Below are 25070 nucleotides of genomic sequence, written 5' to 3'. Positions count from 1 at the left end.
GCTATGGCGCCAGCGGTTGTCCCTGGAAGGGCCGGCCCGATCGGTGCGAGTTTGAATGCAAAAGGTCGTAATACGGACTGAAACGGACGTCGTGGTCCATGCTGGAAAACGACCGTGTAGACAAGGAGCGAATGATGGCAGAACATGCATATGACCTTTCGACCATAGGAGAGGGGCAGATCAGGCTCACGGTCAGGAGGGGAGAGCGGCTGATGAACGCCCGGTCGGTCCTGATGAATCCTGCCTGTTCCGAGGCCAACGTAGCCGGAGTCCTGGCTCAGCTTCAGCGCAGGACCCTGTGGACCTCCTCACTGCCGGAGGGGGATTTGGGCGAATACATCCTGAGCGAGTACAGGTCTGTGGGCGTTGATCTGAGCACCATGGTCCGCAAGCCGGCCAGCCGGATCGCCCTCTACTTCATGGAGCCGGGCGAGCCCCCCATGCCGGCCAACGTCATCTATGACCGCGAGTACACCCCCTTCAGGTCGACGGGGATCGAGGATTACGACTGGGACCGGATGCTGGATACCCGCCTGCTCTTCCTGACTGGCATCACTGCGGCCCTGACCGATACCACGGCCCAGGTGGTGGCCTATGCTGCCGAGCAGGCGGAGAAGCGCGGCATCGACATCGCCCTTGACGTGAACTTCCGCAGCAAGCTCTGGACCGGCGACCAGGCCAGAAGGGTTCTGGAGCCCATTGCTCACAAGGCCCGCATTCTTTTCTGCTCCATCAAGGACGCCAAAAGCGTCTTCGGAATCGAGGGGACTGGCGAGGAGGTCTGCGAACAGCTCTACCAGCGCTTCGGCAATGAGTACATCGTTTCCACCAATCACCTGGATGGTCCTTACCTGAGGACCTCCAAAGGAATCAAGAAGTACGTCACCACCCCGGTTCCGGTGGTGGACCGTCCCGGTGCCGGGGATTCCTTCGTAGCCGCCACCCTCCATGGCTTCCTCTCCAATGATGTGGAGTGCGGTGTCAGGTGGGGACAGCGGGCCGCCGAGTACGCCCTGACGCATATGGGCGATCTGACCCGTATCCGCGCCCAGGAACTGGATATTCCGCTGGGCGGGGATATCAACCGTTGACCATTCCTTCATGATCCAGGTTTGCTGCAGCATTCTCCAAGGACGGAGAAGGCGGCCTGGACCCTTCCGCCAGACCCATAGCGTGGTCGAGCCGCCGTCATCATGATCATCCGAGAAAGAAAAGCAACCCATTATGAGTGATACACGTGTCACACAGGCCGGGGAAGTGCTGACCGCTTACGAGCAGATAGACGCTCGTCCCCTGACCGGACATCAGAAAAGCGTCATCGGCCTGGCCATAGCCGGCAACATATCCGAATTCTTCGATATGTTCCTGATCGGTTTCGTGGTCTCCCTTCTGACTTCGGCCTGGCACCTGACCGGGGTCTCCGCTGGAATCATCCTTGCCTGCTCCGGGCTGGGCACAGTCATCGGATCCATCCTCTGGGGACGTTTGGCCGATCGCTTCGGCCGCAAGCATGCCTTCCAGTGGTGTGTTCTCTGCTTCGTGGTCTTTACGGCCCTGTCGGTCTTCCTGCCTGACGGTGCCTGGATCCTGCTGGCCATCCTGCGCATCGGCGTGGGTATCGGCGTAGGCGGCCTGAACATCATCTCTGTCCCCTACGTCCAGGAGTTCGTGCCGGCCAGACAGCGCGGCATGCTTTCCGGCCTGGCCTCGGTCTTCATTCCTATGGGACTGCTCCTGGGATCCGTCTCGCAGAGCCTGATCGGCGACAATTGGCGCGTGCTGGTGGCCCTGGGCGTTATCCCCGTCCTTCTGCTGTTCTGGTTGGCTACCGTGCCCGAGTCCCCCCGTTTCTACCAGAGCGTGGGCCGTGACGACGATGCCCGCAAGGCCTTGGCATGGGCTCTGGAGCTTCCCGCGGACCAGGTCGGCGCCCTGCCCAAGGTCGAGCAGGAGCAGAAGGCCAGCTATCGCCTGCTCTTGTCCAGGCATTTGAAGCCGCTGATCATCATTTCGGTCGGCTCCTTCTGCTTCATTCTTGGTTCCTTCGCCATCCAATCCTGGGGTCAGACGCTGATGAAGGATGCCTTCGGCTTTTCAACGCAGATGGTGGCCTACCTGTTCATGGGCGTCTCCGTGGCCGACTGCATAGGCAGATTCGGCTCTGCCTGGCTGGCTGACATCATCGGCCGGCGCTGGACCATGTTCTCCTTCGGCATCATCGGGGCCTCGGGATGCTTCTACGCAGCCTTCTTCCATAATTCCGGTTGGCAGTTCTACATCGCCGTCCTGGTCATCATGACTTTCGCTGACGGTGTTTTCGGCATTCTCAACGCCTTCGGCGGCGAGCAGTTCCCCAACGATGTCCGCTCCACCGGGCTGGGGCTGGGATACGGCATCGGCGCCACGGCCAAGATCGTAGGGCCTATATTCATGGGGCTCCTGGTGGGCGGCGACTATGTCTCCCAGCACATCAACATTGGCGTTGTCACCACGGCGTTCACCTTCTTCGGCGTCTGCCTGGTCATCGGCGCCGTCGTATACCTCTTTGCCCAGGAGACCAAGGGCAAGGATCTGGAAAGCCTGTGAGGATGCGCAGCAAGGTCTGCACGCGCAGGTAAGCAAACCGGGCCGGCTTTTCGCAGGAAGATCCGGCCCCATATTGGAAATGGTGGTGGTTCTTATGACGTCCTTGGCTGATTTTCCTGACGAGGTGCGTGTCGAGGTAGGTCTGGTCCGTGAGCATGTTGCTGCCCTGCATGCGCAGTTGATCAAGTGGGGGCTGGTGGTATGGACGGCGGGGAATGTCTCACAGCGTCTGCATTCAGCCGACTTGCTGGTGATCAAGCCGTCCGGGGTGCGCTATGAGCAGTTGACGCCGGAATCAATGGTGGTCACGGATCTGGAGGGGCACGTGGTGGACGGATCCGCCGCCCCATCCTCGGATGTGTTTTCGCACGCTTACATCTACCGGCACATGCCCGAAGTGTTCGGCGTGGTGCATACGCATTCGACCTTTGCGACGGCCTTTGCTGCAGTGGGCCGGTCGATTCCATGCGTACTGACGATGATGGGTGACGAGTTCGGCGGTCCGGTGCCGGTGGGTCCCTTCGCCTTGATCGGTTCGGACCAGATAGGCCGCGGGGTGGTCGAAACCCTGGCGGAACATCCGGGCTGCCCTGCAGTGCTCATGCGCAATCACGGCCCCTTCACTGTCGGCGCTGATGCTGAGGCTGCGGTCAAGGCGGCGGCGATGACGGAGGAGGTGGCGCGTACGGTGTGGGCTGCTGAGCAGATTGGTACGCCCGTGCCCCTGTCCGACGAGGATGTGGCCAGTCTGAACGACCGCTACCAGCACGTGTACGGCCAGCGCTGAATCTCAATGCGATGTCCCGCCCCGGCAGGCGGGTATGGACAGTGCAGGTGCTTGCCGCGGCAGATTCGAATTAGACTGGAGGCCATGACCAGATCTTCCCAAGAAGTGCAGCGGCAACTGGATCGGATCGTGGCCCTGGGCTATCCGGATGTGGCGGACATCAGCGCCGCCGCCTTCAGAGCCTTGGCCCAACCCCTGATTTCCGCGCTGGAGTCCACTGAGCTGGGCGAGCAGATCCTGCTCATCCCCACCAGAGAGCTGGTCTCGCCCGAGTCGCTGATCGCCCGGACCAGCATCAACCGCATGGCCGGCTTCACCACCATGCCGCCGCGTGACATCGCCAGCTTCCTGCCGCAGAACGGGTTCGAGCCTCCCGAGGGTCCCTTTTACATCGTTCTGGAGCCCCATACCGGCACCTGCTACACCAACCGCGAGCCCGACGTGGCCCGCAAACTGATCGATTCCGACGACCGTCTCCCTCTGACCTTGGAGGAGGGTCTGGCCATCGCCACCCAGCATCCCGACTGGCTGGCGGTCAAGAACGGCTTCAACCTGCTGGGTTCCCACAGCGCCGATGGGCGTGTGCCCAGCATCTGGATGAGCCAGAACGCCCCCCGCCTGGGTTCGGTCTGGCCCAACTCGCGTCACACCTGGCTGGGCAACGCCTACTGCGAGGGCCGTCGCGGCGTCTCCCTCTTCCAGTGAATCCTGTCCACTGAATCTTATGAAGTGAGCACTCTATCAGCGCTTGCATCGTGTGGTATTTGCATCCTTGGCAACCTCGCGAATTATGCCAGCCTCCGCGCGCTCGCCTTCCGCTGCGTCGTAATGCGGACCCGGACCGCATGTCCCGGCCCTCCTCCGGTAAGATAATGACACCCCCGGTGCGGTTTCGACATGCCCGAACGCCTATAGCCGGGCGACATTGTGGTTTCCGACGAACGAAAGAAGGAGGAGAGATGGATCAGGATCGTGCATCCGTGTTTGATCTTGCGGCCCAGGCCGCGGCGTCCAATGGAGGGAACAACGATCTGCTGCTGCCTCCCCCCAGGTTTGTGGGTTCGCCGCAGAAGCCCAGCGCCATGCCTTACACCAAGTATGTGGCCTACAACAAGCAGGTCCCCTTTGACTATCCGCAGCGCACCTGGCCAGGCAAGACCCTGAAGCGGGCGCCTCGCTGGTGCTCGGTGGATCTTCGCGACGGCAACCAGGCCTTGGTCGATCCCATGGATTCCGAGCGCAAGCTGAGATTCTGGAATCTGCTGATCTCCATGGGCTTCAAGGAGATCGAGGTGGGCTTCCCCTCGGCCTCCGAAACCGATTACGACTTCATCCGCCTCCTGATAGAGCGCGAGCTGATCCCTGACGACGTGACCATCGTGGTCCTGACTCAGGCCCGCGAGCATCTGATCCGCCGTACCTATGAGGCCCTGCGTGGAGCCAAGAGGGCTGTGGTCCACTTCTACAACTCGGTCTCGGTCCTGCAGCGGGAGGTCGTCTTCCACAAGGACAAGGCCGGCATCAAGCAGCTGGCCACCGACGCGGCCGAGCTCTGCCGCTCCCTGGAGGCCGATGCCGGGAGCACCGATCTTTCTTACGAGTACTCGCCCGAATCCTTCTCTGGCGCAGAGCCTGAGTACTCCCTGGAGGTCTGCAACGCGGTCATCGACGTGATCCGGCCTACGCCGGAGCACCCCATGATCATCAACCTGCCCAACACCGTGGAGATGACCACCCCCAACGTCTTCGCCGACGAGGTGGAGTACATATCCACCAACCTCAAGGACCGGGATGCGGTGGTGCTCTCCCTGCACCCCCACAACGATGAGGGCATGGCTGTGGCCGCCACAGAGCTCAGTCTGCTGGCCGGGGCCGACCGGGTCGAGGGCTGCCTGCTGGGCAATGGCGAACGCACCGGCAATGTCGACATTTGCACGGTGGGGCTGAACATGCTGGTCCAGGGGATCGACCCCCAGCTGGACTTCTCCGACATGCCCGGCATCCGTCGGACGGTGGAGTACTGCAATCAGATCGCCGTCTCCGAGCGTCACCCCTATGTGGGCAACTTCGTCTTCACAGCCTTCTCCGGCTCCCACCAGGACGCCATCAAGAAGGGTCTGGATGCCAGGCAGCAGGCGGCTCTGCGTGCCAACGCCAACCCCGACGACTTCCTCTGGCTGGTGCCCTACCTGCCCATCGATCCCAAGGATGTGGGCGGCAACTACGAGGCCATCATCCGGGTCAACTCCCAATCGGGCAAGGGCGGCATGGCCTACCTGCTCAAGGCCAACCACCATCTGGATCTGCCCAAGCGCCTTCAGGTGGAGTTCGAACGACTGGTCCAGAGCTATGCCGACAGGACCAAGCGCGAGGTCAAGGATGCCGACATCTGGCGGCTCTTCAAGGACGAGTACCTGCCCGTGGAGGCCGGCGGAAGCGTGGTCGGCGGCGAGTCCATGGCCGATCAGCGCGACGAGACCCTGCAGCAGTGGGGACGCTTCAAGCTCCTGAATGTGGCAGTCACCTCCGGCGAGGACGGCTCCGACACTGTTCTCGATGCCACCCTGCTGGACCGGGGACTTGCCCCAGGCGATCCTGAGGAGCGCCGTCGTGTTCAGGGGCATGGGAACGGTCCTATTGCGGCCTTCCTGGATGCACTCAAGTCCCTGGATCAGACCGTTTCGGTTCTGGATTACGCCGAGCACGCTATGACCGGAGGCACGGATGCCCTGGCCGCCTCCTACGTGGAATGCCGGGTGGGCGAACCGGCCAGGTCCCGGGTGATCTGGGGCGTGGGCATCGATTCGTCCATCTCCACCAGCTCCCTCAAGGCCATCATCTCGGCCCTCAACCGCTTCCAGCGCGGCTAGCGGTCATAGGGGATAAAAAGCAACCCCAGACCAGCTAGACCAGCCTTACGGTCCGATCCGAGCGCAGCTGATTCGTCCGGATCGGACCGGTCTGCCCGGACAGCCTTACTGTTGGGATGACTCTGACCCGGAGTTGCCCTCGGTGGTTCCGCCGTTGCCGCCTTCGGCCCCGCCTCCATTGCCTGAGCCCGAGCCGCTGCCGGCTCCTGACTCCTCCTGCGGGACTATCTGCTGCTGGTTGCGCTGCTGAGGCACGTATTCATAGTTGTAGTTGCGCCTGGGCGTATAGGAGTAGCTCGGCTTATACCCGGTGCCCCAGCTGCCGTCCGGTCCGCCGATCTTGCCATGGTCCTCGGCCGCAGGGAAGCGCTCCACCGGGCTGTTGCCCAGGGCCGACTTCATGTACTGGGTGAACAGCTGGACCGGATAGAACTCGTTCTGATAGACATCAGGCACCTTGAGGGCACTGCCATCCTGACCTTGGTTCCAGACGGCGAACGTGGTCAGCAGCGAGGGGGTGAATCCGATGAAGGAGATGGCTGTCTGATCGTTGGCTGTACCTGTCTTGCCGGCGATGGGCCGGCCCAGGGAACGTGCGTAGGAGGCGGTGCCGTACTGAACCGTGGTGGTCATGGCTTTCTGCAGCAGGGCCACCTGGTCGGCATTGAAGACCTGGTCCGACTGGATGGCCGCGGTGTAGAGCTCCTGATCCTTGGCGTCCTTGACCTGGGCCACCAGATGCAGCAGGGGTCGCTTGCCCCCGTTGGCCAGAGTGGCGTAGCCCTGGGTCACGTCATAGACCGAAAGAGCATCCAGACCCAGGGTGTCGAAGGTGGTCGTGTCGTCGATCTTGCCGGTGATGCCGGCCGTATGTGCCAGCTGCGCCGTCTTCTGGGAGGTCACGTGCTCGCCCAGATCCATGAAGACCGTGTTGACCGAGTTGGCGAAGGCCGAGTAGAGGTTGATGTACCCGTAGCTGACCTGCCCGGCATTAGCGACGGACTTGCCCACGCTGGAGAAGGTGCGTGGAGAGTTGCCATTGAAGACCGTGTTGAGGCTGACCCCATCCTGGATGGCTCCCAACAGGGTGTAGGCCTTCATGGTCGAACCCACCTGGAAGGTGGCCTGGTCCACATTGTTGAGCTGGTGGGTCAGATAGTCGTCCCCCGCGTACAAGGAGATGATGGCGCCGGTCTTGGGGTCGACCGAGAGCCCTCCGGTCTGCAGGGTGGGCGGCTGGTGCTTGTTGCCGGTGGTTGGACTGGCCACCTGGAACATCAGATCCTGTTTGTCTTTCTGAATGGTGGTGATGATCCGGTAGCCGCCCGTGTCCAGGTCGTCTGCCGTGAAGGGGGCCTTTTTGCCGGAGGACAGCTCGTTGCGGACCATGCGCAGCAGGTAGCCGTTGGGCCCCTGGTAGACGTTCTCTGGCGAGTACTTGATGGTCTGCGGCATCTGGGCGCCGACCCGGTCTTTGTGGCTGATGTAGTGGTCCTCTTCCATGATGCCCAGCACCCGGTGGAAGCGCGATTCGGCCTGCTTGGGGTTGATCGCCGGATCCCAGGAGGCCGGGGCGGGGATGATGCCGGCCAGCATGGCCGACTCGGGCATGGTCAGGTCCTTGGCGTCCTTGCCGAAGTAATTCTGGGCGGCGGCCTGGATACCGTAGGCGCCACGGCCGAAGTAGATGGTGTTCATATAGTTGCACAGGACCGTGTCCTTATTCTCGGTCCGGGAGATCTTCAGGGAGAGGATGGCCTCGCGCAGCTTGCCCTTGTAGGAGGTGGTCTCGCCCAGATAGTAGCGCTCGGCATACTGCTGGGTGATGGTGGATCCGCCCTGCCGGGTGCCCTTGGTCACGTTGTTGAGCAGGGCCCGGCCGATGCCCTTGAGGTCGATGCCGTTGTCCTTATAGAAGGAGCGGTTCTCCGAGGCGACGACCGCATTGCCCACATATTTGGGAAGGACCGTGCAGTCGATGATTTGCCGGTTCTGGTCGGCGTAGGTGCCAATGGGGGTGGTGCCGTCCGCATAGTAGACTGTGGTCTTTTGCGCCAGGGCCTGCTTCTCAGGTGGGATGATCTCAGTGGTCAGGTACAGATAGGCGAAGGCCGCCGCCCCGGCGACCAGCACCAGTCCCAACAGGGCCAGGATCCACTTGAGCACACGATGTGACTTGCGGCGCTGTCCGCGGCGGGGCCCGTTACCCCGGGGGTTCCGGTCGGCATGCCGTGAGGTGGGTCTGTCGGTGCGATTGCCGCTCCCGCGCGACCCGGACTGGGCCCTGCGGGTGGGCGAGGTCGAACTGACTGAACGAGTCTGATTGGCCATGCCAACCACGCTATCCGGCAGGGCTGAAAACTGTTCGACCTAGGGCTGAACGTTCATCATTTTCGTACGTTTGTGCCCTCCCTGGTGGTCTGTCCTGCCAGCTGGCACGCATATGAGGCTCCATGCCACCATGCAATCCATCGGGAGAAGGTATGCTTAGGTTGGAAATAACTCAGTAAATCAGAGGAGTTTGTATGAGCATCCGTGTAGCTATAGCGGGCGTGGGCAACTGCGCTTCCTCGCTGGTACAGGGAGTCGAATATTACAAGGACGCCAAGGATGATGACAAGATCCCTGGCATCATGCATGCCAACTTCGGAGGCTACCGCATTCGTGACGTGGAGTTCGTGACCGCCTTCGACGTGGATTCCCTCAAGGTCGGCAAGGACCTGAGTGAGGCCATTTTCGCCTCGCAGAACAACACCTACAAGTTCTGCGACGTTCCCAACAAGGGCGTGGAGGTCCTGCGCGGGCCGACCGGCGATGGACTGGGCGAGTACTACAGCAAGATGATCACCGAGTCGGATGCGGAGCCCGTGGACGTGGCCCAGGTTCTGCGTGACAAGAAGGTCGACGTGCTGGTCTCCTACCTGCCCGTCGGTTCTGAGCAGGCTGACAAGGCCTACGCCACCGCCGCCATCGAGGCCGGGTGCGCTTTCGTCAACTGCCTGCCTGTCTTCATCGCCTCCGACCCCGAATGGGCCCAGAAGTTCCGCGATGCCGGTCTGCCCATCGTGGGCGACGATATCAAGAGCCAGGTGGGCGCCACCATCACGCACCGCGTCATGGCCCGCCTCTTTGAGGACCGCGGCGTGCGTCTGGACCGCACCTACCAGCTGAACGTGGGCGGCAACATGGACTTCATGAACATGCTGCAGCGCTCCCGTCTGGAGTCCAAGAAGGTTTCCAAGACCCGTGCGGTCACCTCCATCGTTCCTCACGATATGGATCCCCACAACGTCCACATAGGTCCCTCCGACTATGTGGCCTGGCTGGATGACCGCAAGCTAGCCTTCGTGCGCCTGGAGGGCACCACCTTCGGCGATGTCCCGCTGAATCTGGAGTACAAGCTGGAGGTCTGGGATTCGCCCAACTCGGCCGGCATCGTCATCGATGCCCTGCGTGCCGCCAAGATCGCCCTGGACCGCCACCTGGCCGGCCCGGTGCTGGCACCCAGCTCCTACTTCATGAAGTCCCCGGCTGTTCAGCATGAGGACAACGAGGCCCGCCAGCTGGTCGAGGATTACATCGCCGGCAGGGTCGAGGGCGACGAGAGCGCCCTGGATGCCGATGTCAAGGCCGCCAAGGAGAACGGCAAGGACGTCTGGCACGCCTGAGCCTGCAGATTCTGCCTGATTGATGTCTGGGGCGCCTCTTCCAAGGTCGTCCCGGAGGCATGAGTGGCAGATGCTTGGTCTGGAAAGAGGCCGACCGCTTTTCAAGGGCGGCCGGCCTCCTTGTATTCTGAACGGAGCAGTGGCTTCGGATTTGCTGGCTCAACCTGGCGCTGGACTCTTCAGTCTCAGACTCCCTTCAAGGATTCCCTCTGAATTGCCCCTGGAAGATCGTCAGGAGTGCAATCAGGGTTTCAGTCCTTGGTGTGGCCTACCAGGGGAGCGATCCGCTTGTCCCAGGCATCCAGGGCCGAGTTGATGACCTGGTGCATGTCATAGTAGGCGTAGGTGCCCAGGCGGCCGCCGAAGACCACCTTCGGCTGCTGGGCGGCCAGCTGCTTGTACTGGGTGTAGAGGGCGCGGTCGTCGCCCGTGTTGATGGGGTAGTAGGGTTCGTCTCCCTTGCCGGCGAACCGGCTGTACTCCTCCCAGACCACGGTGCGCTCATGGTTCTGGCGGTCGTAGCGCTCGGGGTTGAAGTTCTTGAACTCGATGGCGCGGGTGTAGGGCACGTCGGGATCGGAGAAGTTCATGACCGGGCAGCCGAAGTGGTCGTCCTCGTCGTAGCGGCGCTCCTTGAAGTCCACGGTCCGCCACTTGAGCTCGCCCAGACGGTAGTCGAAGTAACGGTCGATCGGGCCCGTGTAGACTACGGGTACCTGCCCCACCAGAGCATCCCGGTTCCAGGGCTGGGAGTCGTCGAAGAAGTCGGTCTTCAGGCTCACCTGGATGTGTGGGTCGTCGATCATCCGCTCGAACCAGGCCGTGTAGCCGTCCTTGGGCAGGCCCTCCCAGGTGTCCTTGAAGTAATGGTTGTCGTAGTTGAATCGCACTGGCAGCCGCTTGATGATGGAGGCGGGCAGCTGGGAGGGGTCGGTCTGCCACTGCTTTGCTGTGTAGTTCTTGATGAAGGCCTCATAGAGGGGCCGGCCGATCAGGCTGATCCCCTGGTCGTTCAGGTTGCCCGGGTCGGTTCCGGCAAGTTCGCCAGCCTGCTCCCGAATCAGTTCCCGAGCCTGCTTGGGGGTGTAGTGGGCGTGGAAGAACTGGTTGATGGTGCCCAGGTTGATGGGTAGGGGATAGACCTCGCCCTTGTGGGTGGTGTAGACCCGATGGGTGTAGTCAGTGAATTCGGTGAAGCGATTGACGTACTCCCAGACCTTGCGGTTGGAGGTGTGGAAGAGGTGTGCGCCGTACTTGTGAATTTCGGCCCCGGTCTCCTCGTCCATGTAGGAGTATGCGTTGCCGCCGATGTGGTCGCGCACGTCGATGATCTGCACTCGGGCTCCACTGTGCTCGACCGCCTGCTGGGCCACGGTCAGGCCAAACAAGCCAGCGCCTACAATCACCAAATCAGCATCCATGTCAGCCATTCGTCTTCTGCCATCCATCCCTTGTCGCTGTGATGCCGGGGTGCCTATTGTCTATTGTCAGGGTCCGGCATGATCCGTGATCAACCGCTGGAGTACGGCGATCCTGTTGTTTACATGCTAGCGGACGGGCCTGGTTGGGGAAACGGCGGGCGGTGATGTCAACTGAATGTGCACCTGGCACGGAGGGTTCGGTGCCTTTTAGTGGACAAGTGGAATCTGTCTGCTATCATGGTGACTTGCTCTCACGTGGCGTTATGTCACCCAATCCCCCCAGGGCAGGAATGCAGCAAGGGTAAGTGGCCTCTGGCGGGTGCGTGGGAGTTTTTCATAGCTGTTCGCCGGATGGGGTAATTATCTAGGTGTCGCACCGGGAATTCGTGCGTGTGTGTGCACGAGCGATGCTACCGATTGAGTCCTATTCCCAGCTCTCATCCCACGCTCGGTAGTTGAGCTTTTCTTGTTTGATGTTTACATCCTGTGATTGAATAATGAAGAGTTTGCTCTAGGCTGATTAGCAGCCTGGGGAGGGGAAATCAGAGGAGAGTGACGAATCATGAAGAAATGTACTTCATGCCAGGCCGAAAATCCGGATAGCGCAAAATTCTGCAGAAAGTGCGGCAAGCCCTTTGCGAAGCAGGAGCAGGATGCACCTGCCCCGGGTGCTACTACTGATTCGACTGAGCAATCGGAGGCTCAGCAAAAGCCTGGCGAGCAGACGGAGACTCAGCCCAAGGAGGGACTGACCACTGATGCTGGCGTGCCAAATAATCCTTCTTCTGGTCTTCCCCAGCCGGCCTCTAACCCGTCTGAGCAATCAGGTCAGCCTGGTCCTACCTCTGGTGTCCATCCGACGCCAGTACCGGGCGCTCAGCCACCACAGAACATCAATGTACAATCGCAATCGCCACTGGGACAACCTTCTCCAGATGCCCGCTATTCTGCTGGGCAGTCGACACAGCCGTTCCCGCAGGCGCAGCCAACCCAACCGACCCAGCAGTTCCAACAAGCTCAGGCCACCCAGCCTAACCAGCCGCCTCTCCAACAGCCTATGCCTGGCGCAGCTCCTGGCATGGCCCCGGTTCAGCAGACTGTACCTACACAGTCCAGACTCTTCTTCAACTGGCTGCTTGCTGCCTTGAAGAAGCCCAGCTTACGTATGATCAAGCCAGCCTGGTACGCATGCATACCCATATTTGTAGAAGCTATGATCATTTCTCTGTTGGTTACGATTTGGGAATCGCGGACGGTCTCTGCTGTATCGCATGCATTTAGCCCTGTGACATCGATATTTGGCTATTCGTCCTCGTCAGCTTCATCTGGTTCTTCGGGTAACTTTGGGTTCTTCTTCCGAGGCTTCATTGCTGTGGCTTTTGTGCTCTACGTCATGACCCTGTCTATATTTATAGGCAAGAAAATATATGGTGACCCTGACGGTTTTCGACAGGCACATGACGCGTTTGCACAGATTATTATTCCTTTCGCGATCCTCCACCTGGTCTTGGTTCTGCTTTCTCTGGTAGGTGCTTCGGTCGTGGCAGGTGTCATTTTCCTATTCAGCGTCGGCTTCATGTCCGCGGTTCCCTCCTATCTGATTGCTACATCCAGGAATACTCACAAACTGGATTCCTTCTGGCTTTGGCTCATTTTCATGGTTGTCGCCTTCCTCATCTTCTTGCTGGTGATGATTATCTTCATAAGCATTGCTGGCGAGGCCTTCATGAGCGCCATCTTCTCCTTGTCCTGACAACAGTCGTGACAAGCAGAAGAACAACGCAGAAAGGCTAGGGCGATTATGTTTTGCATAAATTGCGGCGCTAAGAATGAGCCTGACGCCCAGTTCTGCACGTCGTGTGGACACCTGATGACGTCGGCAGACGATCAAGTTACGACTCTGGATTCTGATGGTGAAAAAGCGAACGGTAAGGGAAGCGTCTCAACATCTACTCTTGATCCCGCCAGTGAAGAGGCTTCTAAGGCAGATGCTGATACCGATGCAGACGATTCTTACAAGGAGGCGAAGCCTGCTTCTGAGGATTCGGAGTCTTCCGACGAAAATGATGCTCAGTCTCAGCCCGTATCCTCAGGCACAGCAGATACTGATGATATGGCGGACAAGGAGCAGCCTACTGCAACTCTTTCGCAGAACGAGCAGTATATGGCCGCCGATTCTGGACCCTCAACTGTGGTTGATTCCCAGTTTCAAACGCAGGCCCTACCAAATGTCACGGCATCAGTGGAGCAACCGATCGCCGTTCCGGTCACACGTAAGGTGCAGCGAAAGACTCTCATCATCTGGGGCATCCTCATTAGTGTGGCGGTCATTCTGATCGGCGCATATTTTATACTCAAGAATATGGTCTTCACGCCTTCAGAGCAGATCAACACGTACGTCTCCGCCGTATCCAGTGGCAATTACAAGCGTGCCAATAAATTGGTTGATCCTGGCGTGGCCAACGACTCACGCATCCTGCTGACAAACGACTATGCCAAGGATGCAGATTCGCGCATCAAGAACGTCGAGGTTGGTCCTCTGGTCCGAAATCCACGAGGCTCTGGCTATCAGGTGCAAATTTCCTACACAGTCAATGGTGTCAAGCAGAATAAGGTGCTAGATATACAGGCCTCTGGCAAGCAATTTTTGATTTTCGACTCCTGGAAGATTGCGACACCCTTGACCACCACCATCAAGGTGGCTGCGCCAAAGACAGTGGACAGTCTCGTAGTTAACGGCATCAATGTCAAGCTGGCAGAAGCTGGTATGAACAAAGAGGTCGTCACTCCTCCCTCTGACTCTTCATCATCTGACAGCAGCGATGAAATGCAATACAGTTCGATGGATCAATACACCTTGCCGGCCTATCCAGGTGTGGCCAAGGTGGGGCTGCCTAGTTCCAAGTACATCCAAGCTCAGCCGGTTAAGCTCGATAATCCCAGTAAGGTCGCTTACATCGCTCCTCAGGCCACTGACGCATTAGAAAAAGGGATCATGGACAAGGTCCAGCAACGTATCAATGACTGCACGGCCTCCACAGAAACGAGTAAGACTGGCTGTTCCTTCTCCAACGGTACTTTTGAGGATTATGGCAGTCTAAGTTATACCAATATCAAACGGACTGTCAGTAGCCAGCCTTCTTTGAGTGAGTTGGATTTGAGCAATGGCGAGTTTAAAACCAGCTTGATTCAGACCAATATCACTTACCAATATCGTTTTGATTCAGACTCCGACTGGGAGGATAGCAAATCTTCTGCATCAGATTACCTGACCGGCACGTTCGTGATCAAAGATGGTGAACTGGCCGTCAAGATTGACGATTCTGGCAAAAACTACTACTGATTAGCCGATAAACTGAAAGGAGTTCCCGTCATCGTTGCATTGACGAAGATGGGAACTCCTTCTATTTCCATGGCCTGTCAGCCAAGGGGCTCAGTTGTTATCTTTCACGAAGATGATGCCCTTTGCTATGATTGCGCCATCAGGGGGTTGGGCCCCGCAACAATTCGCCACAGCAGCCTGCATTTTTTCATCCATGTTCGGTATTGCCTGCCCAGCGGGCACGAAAGTATAGGTCGTCTTCGTCAGGCCTGACCATTCGCGCAAGGAATCCGAAACACCCTTGATCGACTTGGGGTCCAGAGTCAAAGTCTTGGTGCCATCCGAATTATTGGTAATTTTGGAGAAACGGCCGCTGTAGTTATCGGTGTTGCCATCCATGAATTTGGGCCGGTCGGTACGCTCAAAAGTCATGCCAGTAAAACTGCCATCTGACTGGATGGTCATTCTACTGATCAGAGAACCATCGCCGGATTCAGCCCAAAGCCACTTGCCTGCCAAGGCATGAAAGTCTTGGCTGGCCTTGTTGCCGGAATTCGATGCCACGCCTTGGGTTACGGTGTTGCCACCTATGGCTTTCCAATTGATTGGATTTTCCACTAGGTAGTAGACGTTCCTCTTGTTCGGAGCTTCTTGGAATGGCTCGGCTTTGCCGTACTGGGTGGGCGCATAGGGGTTCTTGTTCCTGTTGCCATCGGCTGAGCGGTCTGGATACTTGCTGTTGTCGCGCTTGATCAGGTAGGGGCGGTCGGCATCCGGCTTGAAATTGGACCTGCCCGCGAAGTATTCGTCCGATTCCAGTTTGTCGAGCTTAGCGCCTACCGGCATATAGACAAAAAAGTCCTTGGCCTTCCACTTCAAACCGGAGTTTTTGAATCCCGGGTCTTCGCCCAAGGGCACAAATTTGGGAGTGCCGTTGTCGCAAAAGGCAGCGTCAACAGGCATGGTACCGCAGTTGGGCAAGCCGGCGCCTGCGTAGAGTTCGAAGGCTCCGCTCTGTCCGGAGATCAGGTGGTTCTTCATGTATCCTGCCCCTTCGTACAGGTCGGTATTGGAGGGAATGCAGCCGGATGGGTCTTGAGAGAAGGTGCACAGGCTCAAGTAATCACGCCAATTTCCGTCTGGGATAGTTTCGCCGCGCACTTTTAAATACTGCGATGAAAAGCCGAATTGACTACCGGCCTCATCTTTGCTGACTGCGTCCAAGTTCAGACAGTCGCCGTCTTCAGTGCAGTATTGTCCGGCCAAGTTCGCCTCTTTGTTCAGAATATAGACAGACTGGGGGAAACTGTCTTCTTTGGTGGCGAGCACATCGAGTTTTTTGCTGGCATCTACGCCGTAGTAGAGCGTGGCGGTTTTGGTGTCGGTGGGTTGGCCGATGGAAGGGTTGGCGCCGACGATCTTGCCTAGGTTCTTCTGACTGGAGAAGCGGGGCTGCATGGTGATGCTATAGCCTTTGGCTTCCAGCTGGCTTTGAGCCTGGTCCTTGTCCATGCCGGCGATCTCGATGGGGATGCCTGCCTTGTCAGTGGCAATGCCCACATGGATGCCGTCTTTGGAGTCGAGCACGGGCTGTCCGTCGGACGGGGAGGATGCTGCGACCTGACCGACATCGGTCTTGGATGAGACTACGTCAGCTACCGTGAGAGGCACCTCCATGGTTTTGAGTGTTTGCACAGCCTTGGCCTTGCTTTGTCCGATGGTGCCTTTGGGTACGCCTGGACCAGCGGACTCAGTGACGGTGACGTGAGCATTCTTGGGCAGGTGGCCGGACTTGTCAGCGCCAGACAGGCGGATGAAGGAGCCCTTGCGTTTGGGGCTGAATTGGAGTTGGGTCTTGGCGGGAATGCCGGCCTTCTTGAGCTGTTCGACAGCTTCTGCGGCGGTTTTGGCCTGCACATGGGGCATGGCTTTGGGTGACAGCTGCCGGTAAGCAACAAAACCGCAAGTAATTACTAGAACCAGCGCTACAAAAGCTGCTATCAGGATGTAAAGTCGCTTACGGGAGGCAACTACGCTGGCAGGAGCTGAGCCTGATGCTGAGCCTTGTCCAGGGAGGACGGATAGGGGGACGGCTTCCGTATCGCCTGGTTTTGTACCGGTTTTGTTGACCTCAATTGCATCGGTCGCCTGGTTTGAGTCTCTAGACTCAGTATTAACGGCAGAGGCTTCGGCTGTGTCGGAGGCACCGGTGTCGCTCGCTGATTGATCTAATTCATCTTCGCTGGGCTGGCGTCTATCGGTCTGTTCGGCGTCCTTGATTTGGTCGGGGGATTGGTCATCAGTTTTTACAGCTGCATCAAGCGGTTGTCCACATTGGTTACAAAACTGATCGTCGTCCTCGTTGGCCGCCCCGCATTGGGTACAGTATTTCATCCTCTTCTTCCCTTCTCCCCGCTTCCGCAGCAGTTCAGTTATTCATCTCTTTCAAAGATGATGCTGGAACCGTTTACGTCTCGCGTCCGACCTGGTTGGTGATTAGCCGTAAGTTCGCGGTAACCCTTCTGCCTTTATGCTAGCGGATGGCCCAGGTCGAAGGTGTTGCAGGTGTCTATATTGATAATTATTGAGGATTCTGTGTTTTCAATGGCAGACTGAGTCGTCCTGCGTATCGCAGTGTTTCACTTCCACGTGGCGTAATGCAGCAAGGGTAAGTGGCCTCTGGCGGGTGCGTGGGAGTTTTCCATATCTGTCCTGCCTGGGCTGGCTGAAGTCGTGAAGGGAACGCGTCCGTCGGACGGGGTGTCGGCTGTCGACCCAGGGGTTGGTTAGAGTCTTGAGGTATGACCAACAAGCACAAGCAGGGCGAAGCGCAGGAAGCCTGGTACCGGGATCCGAATGAGCAAACCGAAGCGGACGGCAGCCATGTTGACCGGGATCCCTTGACGTCTCGCCCCCGGATTTCAGCCTTGGTTCTGTGCCTGGTCGCCGGCCTGGCCTGCCTGGGTCTGGCGGCTCTGGTCTGGTGGGCAGCTGTGTGGACTGTTCCCGGGCAGACCTATGACGACATGGCCCTGACCAACTTCCGCGGTTTTCTTGATCAGGCTCCCCTTGTCGAGGCTTATCTGGGACTGTTCGCCATGCCTTACGTGACTGTGGCGATCTGCGTGGTGCTGGGCCTTGCAGCCCTGGCGGTTGTTCTGGTCAGGCGCCGGTGGTGGCTGCTCGGCCAGGTTGCCGTGTATGCTCTGGTGGTCTACGGGGCGGCGCGTATGCTCAAGCGCTTCCTGCCTCGCCCAGTGCTGATCCATGCTCAGGCTTCCACAGCCAATTCAGCCCCCTCAGGACACACCATCCTGGCTCTGGCGGTGGTTCTGGCCCTGCTCTGTGTGGTGCCGCGTGTTTGGAGGGCTCCGGTCGCCTTGGTGGGGTTCGCCTTTGACTTGTCTGTGGGCTGCTCGCTGGTGCAGGGAGGCTGGCACCGCCCATCAGATGTGGTCATGGGCGTGCTTATTCCGGTCGGTCTCTGTCTTATTGCTCTGGCCGTCACTCGTGGCACCGGGATGGACGTTCCTGGAACCAGGATGTCCTCGGCTTCGATCCAGATTGTCGCCACCTTGATGCTGGTGGCAGGGTTCCTGGGGATGCTCTATGCCTGCTATGTCATTTGGCAGGTCAGCCCTGGTCTGGAGATCGGCGCCCGGTGGACGGCCTACGGGGTTCATTGCTCGGCCGTCATAATGATGGCCTCCCTTCTGTCGCTGACCTTGGGGCTGGTTTTGGCGCTGAGGCAGATTACGGCCTCGCCACTGACCAGAATGGGCCTTGTCGGTCGGCCCCCGGCTCCTCCCCAAAATGACTGAAGCCGGTCTCTGAGCGTACTGAACGTCTTTGATTCATCCACCACCGGCCTGGGGATCCACACCCGTGCACATGACCCCTTGATTTGCATGGTGACGGAACCTCGTGAGTAAGATGGCGTGCGAAAGACCACAATATAAGGAGAGGCCATGGCATCCGGCAATAAGCTCGTCATTGTTGAGTCGCCAACCAAGGCAAAGAAGATCGGCGGGTACCTGGGCAAGGGCTACACGGTCATGGCCTCGGTGGGCCATATCCGCGACCTGGCCCAGCCATCGCAGGTCCCGGCCTCCCAGAAGAAGGCCTACGGCAAGTTCGGCGTAGACGTGAACGATGGCTTCAAGCCCTACTACATCGTGGACGACAAGAAGAAGCACACGGTATCCGAGCTCAAGAAAGCGCTGAAGAGCGCCGACGAGCTCTACCTGGCCACTGATGAGGATCGGGAGGGGGAGGCCATTGCTTGGCACCTGGTCCAGACCCTCAAACCCAAGGTTCCGGTCAAGCGCATGGTTTTTCATGAGATCACCCCAGAGGCCATCAGGAATTCGCTCAAGCACACCAGGGACGTGGATGCCCACATGGTTGATGCCCAGGAGACCCGCAGGGTTCTGGATCGGCTCTATGGCTATGAACTTTCACCGGTGCTCTGGCGCAAGGTGGGTCCGGGGCTGAGCGCCGGGCGTGTCCAGTCTGTGGCGACTCGGCTGATTGTGGAGCGTGAGCGTGAGCGCATGGCCTTTGTCAAGGCCTCCTACTGGGACCTGCTGGCGCGTCTGGTGCAGGAGGATGCTGGGGGATCGGCATCGTCAGGCGGTTTTCAGGCGCATATGATCAGCCTGGGAGAGCAGCGGCTGGCGGTCTCCAAGGACTTCACCTCCAAGGGTCAGCTGACCGAAGCTGCAGCCAGGGAGCAGGTCCTGCAGCTGGATGAGCAGCATGCCCGAAGCCTGGCTGAGACGCTGAAAAATCAGGATTTCACGGTGACGGGTATGGAGACCAAACCCTACCGGCGGCGTCCCCAGCCTCCTTTCACCACGTCGACCCTGCAGCAGACGGCAGGCAATCGGCTGGGCATGAGTTCCCGGGCCACCATGCGCGCTGCCCAGGGGCTCTATGAGAACGGGTTCATCACCTATATGCGTACCGATTCGGTCACCCTCTCCCAGGAGGCCATTGCCGCTGCTCGCAAGGGGGTCGAACGTGAGTACGGGGCCGAGTACCTGTCGGCCGAGTCCAAGCAGTATGTGACCAAGACCGCCGGCGCCCAAGAGGCCCACGAATGCATCCGGCCCGCCGGTTCCACCTTCCATAGGCCCCAGGAGCTGGCCGACCGTCTGGCCCCTGACCAGCTCAAGCTCTACACCCTGATCTGGCGTCGCACCCTGGCCTCGCAGATGGCCGACGCCACCGGGTCCACCGCCACCATCCGCCTGTCGGCTTCGACGGGCAAGGAGGGCACAGCCCTCTTCCAGGCTTCAGGTACCGTCATCAAGTTCCCTGGCTTCCTCAAGGCCATGGGTTCAGGCTCTGAACAAACCGATGAGGATTCATCCCTGCCTCCGGTCCAGAAGGGCGACGTGCTTCGTGCTGCTGCCCTTGAGCCTGAGGGCCATGAGACACAGCCGCCGGCCCGCTACACCGAGGCCTCCCTGGTCAAGACCCTGGAGGCCAAGGAGATCGGCAGGCCTTCCACCTATGCCAGCATCATCTCGACCATCATCGATCGCGGATACGTCTACGAGCGCGGTCGTGCCCTGATCCCCTCCTGGCTGGCCTTTTCAGTGGTCAGGTTGTTGGAGACCAATTTCCCCAAGTATGTGGACTACCAGTTCACAGCGCAGATGGAGAACGGCCTGGACATGATCGCCCACGGCAAGGAGCGGGGCAAGGACTGGCTGACCCGGTTCTACTTCGGCTCTGGCCCGGGCGCCGCTCAGAACGCTGACCAGGCTCATCAGGGCTTGCAGGAGCAGGTGGCCCAGTTGGGAGACATCGACGCTCGCAAGATCAACACCATCGAGATAGGCGATGGCCTGCATGTGAGGGTCGGCCGCTACGGCCCCTATCTTGAGGATACGGCTGACCTGGATGCCGATGGCAATCCCAAGCGCGCCTCGTTGCCACCGACGATGGCTCCGGACGAGCTGACGGTGGCAGCGGGCCATGAGCTGATCGCAGCCAATGCTGGCGGTCCCCGTCAGCTTGGCAAGGATCCGGAGACTGGCGGTCGGGTTGAGGTGCGCAAGGGTCGATTCGGGCCCTATGTGGCCCTGATCAGCCCAGAAGAGGAAGCGGCCGAACAGAAGAAGCCTGCCGCTAAGAATGCAAGGACGGCCAAGCGAACAGGTCCTAAGCCCAAGATGGCTTCGCTCTTCAAAACCATGGATCCAGACACGGTCACCCTGGAGGATGCCCTGAAGCTGCTCAGCCTGCCCAGGACAGTGGGCAGCATCGAGCTGACCGATGCCAAGACGGGAGCAACCAGCCAGGCCACCGTCACTGCCAGCAATGGCCGCTATGGCCCCTACCTGACGGCCACCAAAGCCGACGGCGGCACCGAGACGCGTTCGCTGACCGACGAGGGGCAGATTTTCACCATTGACCAGTCCGGGGCCAAGGCCCTCTTCGACCAGCCCAAGTACGGACGGCGTTCCCGGAGCGCGGCCAAGCCTCCTCTTCGTGAGTTGGGTACGGACCCTGACAGCGGCAAACCCGTCACCATCAAGGACGGATTCTACGGTGTCTACATCACCGACGGGCAGACCAACAGGACCCTGCCCAAGCAGTACACGGCCCAGTCCATCGAACCGGAGGTGGCCTTCCGCCTGCTGGCAGAGAAGCGCGCGGCCGGACCCGCCAAGCGGCGTGGCAGAACCACTCGCAAGTCGACCGCACGAAAGTCGACTGCCCGCAAGTCGGCTACTCGCGCCCGCAAAACCACAAAGAAGGCCGCGGCCGCCAAGACATCCAAGAGTACGGAGCATCAGGCATGAGTGATGGTTTGTTCATTTCCTTCGAAGGTGTGGATGGGGCAGGCAAAACCACCCAGGTTCAACGAGCACACGACTATCTGCAGGAGTGCGGACTGCGATCCCAAGTCACCCGCGAACCAGGCGGCACCCCTGTCGGATTGACCATTCGGGAACTCGTTCTGCATGGCTTGGCTGCTTTCCCCTCGGTTGCCGTGACCGGTGGCACTGATGTGGTTGATGCCTCCGACGATCTGGCCCCCAGGACCGAGGCCCTGCTCTATGCAGCGGATCGGGCCGAGCATGTGGCCCAGGTGGTGCGTCCGGCTCTGGATCGCGGAGACATTGTGCTCTGCGACCGCTACCTGGATTCCTCAGTGGCCTATCAGGCCGGAGGCCGTGATCTATCGGCGGACGTGATTCGTCGGCTGAGCCTGTGGGCCAGTCAGGGTTTGTTGCCCAAGCGCACCTACCTGCTGGATGCGGATCCGTCTCAGTCCAAGTCGCGTCTGGATCATGAACCCGATCGGCTGGAGTCGGCTGGCGACGACTTCCAGCAGCATGTGCGTCAGGCATTCCTGCAACTGGCTCAGAGGGAGCCTGACCGGTTCCTGGTTATCGACGCCACCCAGTCCATCGACCAGGTCTGGCAGGTCATCCAAGATGATTTGGACAAGCTGATTGAGGGCCGCGAGCCTGATCTGCCACAGGTCGATGATGAGAATGATGACGCTGACGCTCAGGACGATGCCGACGATGACGAATCGACTGCAGAATATGAGGACGACGGGCAGGATGCCGAGTCGGACTGGACTGAGGCTGCGGATAGGTCCGATCAGGCATCGGAGGCTGATGACGACCTGCAGGGTCAACTTGATGATGAGCAGGACGATCAGTCCATGGATGCGGAAACAGTCGGCGGTGATGCTGACGACGATTCGATTCCTGTGGATTCCCCGGCTCGCTGGCTGCTCCGGTCCCGCCTCCTGCGGAAGACCCGATGAGCGTCTGGGATGCCATTGTGGGCCAGCAGCCCACGGTCGATCTGCTCAAGCGGACGGTGGCCGCTCAGGCGCAGGGTCATGACGAGGTGGCGCAGTCCTGGCTGATCTGCGGCCCTCCTGGATCAGGACGCTCCAATCTGGCCCGGGCTTTCGCGGCGGCCCTGATCAGTCCGGATCAGGGCCTGAGCGACCAACCCACCCGCGTCACTCAGCAGGTCCTGGCAGGAACCCATCCGGATGTGACCATACTGTCCACCAACAAGGTCACTATCGGCATCAACGAGGTCAGGGAGCTGATCATGACCTCGGAGCAGATGCCTTCAACCTCGCGCTGGCGGGTCATCATCATTGAAGACGTGGACCGGATGCTGGAGCGGACCACCAATGTGCTGCTCAAGGAGATCGAGGAGCCGGCTGAGCACACCATCTGGCTCCTATGTGCACCCAGCGCCCAGGATGTGCTGCCCACCATTCGCTCACGGACCAGGGTGCTCAACCTGGCGGTGCCGTCCAACACCGCTGTGGCCGATTTCCTGATCGATCAGTTGGGCGTGGACCGGCCTCTGGCAGCCAAGGCCGCCCGTTTGGCTCAGGGGCATATCGGCATCGCTCGTCTCTATGCCACCAAGGATCAGGTTCTGGCCGACCGTGATGAGCTGGTGGTAGGCCTGCTGGGTCTGCGGCGCGCCTCGGATGCCGTGGTCCTGGCTGGTCGGGTGGTCGATGCGGCCCGCGATCAGGCCACCGCCACCGTAGACGACGAGGTGGCCAGGGACGAGCGGGAGTTCCGGCAGATCAACGGACTCAGGGACAAGGAGCGTATTCCCCGGCAGCTGCGCGGGGCCTACCATGCCTTGGGGGGCAAGGATCAGGTTCGTCGGCGGGTCACCAGGCTGACCCGGGATGTGCTGGACCGCAACCTGAGTACCCTGGCCAGCGTCTACCGGGATGTGGGCGTCTTGCAGAACGGCGCCGAGGAGAAGGCCGGCTTGGTCAATCTGGAGAATCGGGCGGCAATTGCCGATCTGTCCGTCAGACTTTCCAGGCAGGGGGCTATCGATCGCATTCAGCTGATCGCCCGGGCTCGCAGGAGACTGGCTGCCAATGGTTCGCCGCTCTTGGACTTCGAGGCTCTTTTCTGTACCCTGCTGGTCTGAGCGCAAACCCAAGGGTTCGTCAGGCGAAAGTGCCTGGCGAGGTCATGTTGCTGCTGCCGATCCTTGGCGACCAGGTCGATTCCCTGCACTCCAGTGCCGGCGGCAGAGCCACATGGGATGGCAGAATGGACTGTCCCTTGGCATCGACCAACCGCAGGGCCTCCTGGACGATGCCCTCCAGGGGAGTCTTGACTGCGGTCAAGGTCGGACTGCTGACCAGGCAGGCAGGGCTGTCCACGAAGGCGGCCACCTTGATTTGGTCGGGGACCTGGAAGCCCAGTTGGTTGCAGGCCATCAGAGCGCCCAGAGCCAGCGAGTCGTCCCCGCAGATAATGGCATCGGGATGGTCGTTTCCCGCGCTGAGCATGGTTGCGACGGCATCGTGGCCGCGTTGCATGCTGCATGGGCCGAACTGGACCCAATCCGGCTGAGGAGTCATCCCCAAGGTGTTGGTCAGGGTGGAGAAGGTCGTGAAGAGCTCGGAGGCAGCGCTGGTGCTCAGTTCACGGCTCAGATAGGCCACGGCATGCGCGTTCTGTTCGGCCAGGTGGGCAATGATCAGCCGCATGGAGGCGGCCTGGTCCATGCCGACCCAGCTGGTGTGGTAGGAGACCGGTCTGCCGCCGACCTGGACGATGGGCAGCTCGGATGGCAGGTCAGCCGGCATGCCGACCGGATCGTCGTCCGGCGAAGGAACGACGATGATTCCTTCGACCTGTCGGGCCGCCATTGATCTGATGGCCGCCTCGCGCTCCTGGTCGCCCCTGACGGATATGACCAGCAGGTAGCGACCCTGTTCGGTCAGCCTTCTGCTGAGCAGATCCAGAATGGATCCGTCTAGCCCCGTGGAGGTGCCGCACAGAACCAGCCCTACGGTTCTGCTGCGGTCCGAGCGGAGTGCGCTGGCAGCAAAGTTGGCCGAATAGTTGAGCTTCTCGGCCGCGGTTCTAACCCTGCGGCTGATGTCGTCATTCTTGCTTCTATGGCCGGAAAGGACGCGGGACACAGTCGCCGTGGAAACTCCGGCCAGAGCTGCGACGTTGGCAATGGAAGGCTTATTGTCCGCCGTGTGTCCCATTGGTTCCCTCGAAGATCTCTCCGCGGATGTCGGTTGCAGCTGGCGGCGGGGCTACTCGGCCTGGGTCAGCTTGGTGACCAAGGAATCGGCCACGGACTCGGCATCATCGCCGTCGACGGTCACGGTGACCTTGTCGCCCTTGGCGATGCCCAGGCTCATGACCATCAGAATGCTGCCGGCGTCCACGGGATCGCACTCGCCCTTGGCTATGGTGACCTTGCATCCGCTGGATGCGGCGGCCTGTGAGAACTCCGAAGCGGGCCTGGCGTGAATGCCGACCGGGTCGGTGATGACGGTGGAACGTTGTGCTGTTGCCATGATGACCAGCTCTCCTGAAGATATGGCCGGTTCTGTCGAACCGGCATGTCGAGTGATGAATACGCTGG

Annotated in this window: 16 protein-coding genes, 1 other RNA gene and 2 pseudogenes; 14 read left to right on the top strand and 5 right to left on the bottom strand. The window is 59.9% G+C overall.

All coding sequences use genetic code 11. From position 1 onward, the window contains the following. The first annotated feature begins 134 nt into the window (after positions 1-134). The 5 genes from QRX41_RS02655 to leuA all read left to right on the top strand — a co-directional run bounded on the left by QRX41_RS02655 (position 135) and on the right by leuA (position 6243). A complete protein-coding gene (locus QRX41_RS02655) occupies positions 135-1091 on the top strand; it encodes a sugar kinase (protein ID WP_045925161.1) in 957 nt (318 codons plus the stop codon). 133 nt (positions 1092-1224) lie between these two features. Further along, positions 1225-2586: an MFS transporter gene (locus tag QRX41_RS02650; protein ID WP_313838514.1), complete on the top strand. Its 1362-nt coding sequence runs from the start codon at positions 1225-1227 to the stop codon at positions 2584-2586. Positions 2587-2680: 94 nt separating this feature from the next. Further along, a complete protein-coding gene (locus QRX41_RS02645) occupies positions 2681-3373 on the top strand; it encodes an L-ribulose-5-phosphate 4-epimerase (RefSeq protein WP_313838513.1) in 693 nt (230 codons plus the stop codon). An 84-nt stretch (positions 3374-3457) separates the two neighbouring features. After that, positions 3458-4078 carry a DUF5701 family protein gene (locus QRX41_RS02640; RefSeq protein WP_024626962.1) on the top strand — a complete coding sequence of 207 codons (621 nt, stop codon included), beginning with the start codon at positions 3458-3460 and terminating at the stop codon, positions 4076-4078. 254 nt (positions 4079-4332) lie between these two features. After that, the gene (gene leuA / locus QRX41_RS02635; protein ID WP_313838511.1) at positions 4333-6243 is read left to right on the top strand and encodes a 2-isopropylmalate synthase; all 1911 of its coding nucleotides are present in this window, start codon (positions 4333-4335) and stop codon (positions 6241-6243) included. 105 nt (positions 6244-6348) lie between these two features. Here the strand turns inward: leuA and QRX41_RS02630 are convergent, their stop codons facing one another. Then, positions 6349-8574, bottom strand: a complete 2226-nt coding sequence (locus tag QRX41_RS02630; protein WP_313838510.1) for a transglycosylase domain-containing protein — start codon at positions 8572-8574, stop codon at positions 6349-6351. A gap of 194 nt (positions 8575-8768) precedes the next feature. Here QRX41_RS02630 and QRX41_RS02625 point away from each other — a divergent pair, with 194 nt between their 5' ends. Then, the gene (locus QRX41_RS02625; protein WP_313838508.1) at positions 8769-9911 is read left to right on the top strand and encodes an inositol-3-phosphate synthase; all 1143 of its coding nucleotides are present in this window, start codon (positions 8769-8771) and stop codon (positions 9909-9911) included. A 251-nt stretch (positions 9912-10162) separates the two neighbouring features. On the opposite strand, the gene glf is transcribed toward QRX41_RS02625, so the two are convergent. Then, a complete protein-coding gene (glf, locus tag QRX41_RS02620; protein ID WP_313838506.1) occupies positions 10163-11341 on the bottom strand; it encodes a UDP-galactopyranose mutase in 1179 nt (392 codons plus the stop codon). A 236-nt stretch (positions 11342-11577) separates the two neighbouring features. Between glf and ffs the strand changes: the two genes are divergently transcribed. The 4 genes and pseudogenes from ffs to QRX41_RS02605 all read left to right on the top strand — a co-directional run bounded on the left by ffs (position 11578) and on the right by QRX41_RS02605 (position 14675). Beyond that, an RNA gene (gene ffs, locus QRX41_RS02615) (signal recognition particle sRNA small type) lies at positions 11578-11668 on the top strand. A 226-nt stretch (positions 11669-11894) separates the two neighbouring features. Then, on the top strand, positions 11895-13085 hold the full coding sequence (locus QRX41_RS02610) for a DUF6574 domain-containing protein (RefSeq protein WP_313838504.1): 1191 nt from the start codon (positions 11895-11897) through the stop codon (positions 13083-13085). 48 nt (positions 13086-13133) lie between these two features. Next, positions 13134-13196, top strand: a pseudogene (locus QRX41_RS08470) (zinc-ribbon domain-containing protein); the annotation flags it as partial. Positions 13197-13202: 6 nt separating this feature from the next. Further along, entirely contained in the window at positions 13203-14675 is a 1473-nt protein-coding gene (locus tag QRX41_RS02605) for a zinc ribbon domain-containing protein (RefSeq protein WP_313838502.1), read from the top strand. A 90-nt stretch (positions 14676-14765) separates the two neighbouring features. Here the strand turns inward: QRX41_RS02605 and QRX41_RS02600 are convergent, their stop codons facing one another. Next, positions 14766-17048, bottom strand: coding sequence for a zinc-ribbon domain-containing protein (locus tag QRX41_RS02600; RefSeq protein ID WP_313838501.1), 2283 nt, complete (start codon positions 17046-17048; stop codon positions 14766-14768). Between the two features lie 407 nt (positions 17049-17455). On the opposite strand from QRX41_RS02600, the gene QRX41_RS02595 reads away from it, so the two are divergent. The 4 genes and pseudogenes from QRX41_RS02595 (at position 17456) to QRX41_RS02580 (ending at position 23606) form a co-directional block, all read left to right on the top strand. After that, the gene (locus QRX41_RS02595) at positions 17456-18475 is read left to right on the top strand and encodes a phosphatase PAP2 family protein (protein WP_313838499.1); all 1020 of its coding nucleotides are present in this window, start codon (positions 17456-17458) and stop codon (positions 18473-18475) included. Between the two features lie 147 nt (positions 18476-18622). Next, complete coding sequence (gene topA, locus QRX41_RS02590) at positions 18623-21469, top strand: type I DNA topoisomerase (RefSeq protein WP_313838498.1); 2847 nt, start codon at positions 18623-18625, stop codon at positions 21467-21469. Beyond that, positions 21466-22119: pseudogene (tmk, locus tag QRX41_RS02585) on the top strand (dTMP kinase); the annotation flags it as partial. The gene topA and the pseudogene tmk, both read left to right, overlap by 4 nt. Positions 22120-22445: 326 nt before the next feature. After that, positions 22446-23606 (top strand): DNA polymerase III subunit delta', encoded by a 1161-nt coding sequence (locus QRX41_RS02580; protein ID WP_313838497.1) that lies wholly within the window; start codon positions 22446-22448, stop codon positions 23604-23606. 19 nt (positions 23607-23625) lie between these two features. Here the strand turns inward: QRX41_RS02580 and QRX41_RS02575 are convergent, their stop codons facing one another. Together QRX41_RS02575 and QRX41_RS02570 are read right to left on the bottom strand one after the other, a co-directional pair. Continuing rightward, entirely contained in the window at positions 23626-24684 is a 1059-nt protein-coding gene (locus QRX41_RS02575; protein ID WP_313838496.1) for a LacI family DNA-binding transcriptional regulator, read from the bottom strand. A gap of 51 nt (positions 24685-24735) precedes the next feature. Then, complete coding sequence (locus QRX41_RS02570) at positions 24736-25002, bottom strand: HPr family phosphocarrier protein (protein ID WP_313838494.1); 267 nt, start codon at positions 25000-25002, stop codon at positions 24736-24738. Positions 25003-25070 lie beyond the last annotated feature (68 nt).

The sequence above is a fragment of the Bifidobacterium kimbladii genome, from assembly GCF_032193675.1.
GTDB classification, from domain to species: Bacteria; Actinomycetota; Actinomycetes; order Actinomycetales; family Bifidobacteriaceae; genus Bombiscardovia; species Bombiscardovia kimbladii.
The sequence above is the reverse complement of the archived record's forward strand: the minus strand, read 5'-3'. Positions and strand labels throughout refer to the sequence as shown.